The organism is Vibrio hepatarius (genome assembly GCF_001274785.1).
GTDB lineage: Bacteria > Pseudomonadota > Gammaproteobacteria > Enterobacterales > Vibrionaceae > Vibrio > Vibrio hepatarius.
In genome coordinates, this window is sequence record NZ_LHPI01000068.1 from 1 (window position 1) to 1,222 (window position 1,222).

At 43.9% G+C, this 1,222-nt stretch carries 1 protein-coding gene and 1 pseudogene; both read right to left on the reverse strand.

The genetic code is table 11. The features are described 5' to 3' along the window. A pseudogene (potD, locus tag AKJ31_RS22295) lies at window positions 1-176 on the reverse strand (spermidine/putrescine ABC transporter substrate-binding protein PotD); the annotation flags it as partial. 176 nt (window positions 177-352) lie between these two features. Continuing rightward, on the reverse strand, window positions 353-1,222 hold an 870-nt coding region (locus AKJ31_RS22300), incomplete at its 5' end, for an extracellular solute-binding protein (protein ID WP_053411168.1).

The following is a 1,222-nucleotide window of genomic DNA, read 5'->3' on the forward strand; positions in this document are numbered from 1 at the left end:
GACTCGTAAGTCGAGTAGATAACTTTGATGCCTGTCTCTTTGGTAAAGTCTTCAAGAATTTCGTTAGGAATGTATTCAGACCAGTTGTAGAAGTAGAGTTCTTGATCAGCAGCCATTGCAGGAGAAGCGGTTAGTGCCGCTGCGCACAGTGCGCTTGCATAGAATTTACTTTTCATTACTTTTCCGTTTTTGTTTTTGCCTAGCCATCAGAGCGTCAATCGGGACGAAATGTTCTGATTAAGCAGTGGGTTAAGTGCTTGTCGAAAGACAAACTATACAAAAAAAGAAAGTATATCAGTCAATAAACAAAATAGGCAGCGAATGCTGCCTATTTTAAAGTAAAAGCAAGAGATTATTGGCCGGCTTTCAGTTTTAAGAAATATTCTTCATATCTAACTGTTAAGTCGCCAACAGCGTCTTGCCATTCAACACGGTCAAGGTCTTCTTGAGAAGGGAACAGCGGCGCAACGTCTTTAAACTTCGCGTTCGATTCCGCTACCGCCGTTAAGTAACCGGTATCTGCTGAAATCTGCTCTGCAATTTCAGGGCGTAGCAAGAAGTCGATCATCTTGTGCGCAGCATCGACGTTTTTCGCGCCTGACGAGATAGCAAAGTTATCAACCCAACCGATGCCGCCTTCTTTAGGGAAAACCAGTTTAAGGTTCAGACCTTCTTTTTGCGCCGCAGCTGCGCTGCCATTCCAAAGCATACCAACGCCGACTTCACCAGACATGTACGGTGCGCCTGGGTTGTCAGAGTTAAACACCAATACGTTTGGCATCAGTTTTTGTAGCTCTGCATACGCTTCATCAATCTGTTTAGGATCGGTAGAGTTACCCGAGTAACCGAGTTTGCGTAGGGCAATATGGAACACTTCGCGCGTGTCATCCATCAGCATCAACTGACCTTCAAGCTCTGGGTTCCATAAATCCGCCCAGCTTTGGAAGTCATTTGGATCATACATGTCTGTATTCACCGCTAGACCTGTGATAGCGACAACGTGAGGAATAGAGTAGTCATTGTTTGGATCGAATGGCTTGTCTAAGTAGTTTTTGTCGAGGTTGTCAAAGTTACTTAGCTTTGATTTGTCGATCTTTTGTAGCATGCCTTCATCACGCATCTTTGCAACAAAGTACGTTGAAGGCACAACTAAATCATAACCTTCGTTATGCGTTTTTAGCTTTGCGTATAAAGTTTCGTTCGACTCGTAAGTCGAGTAGAT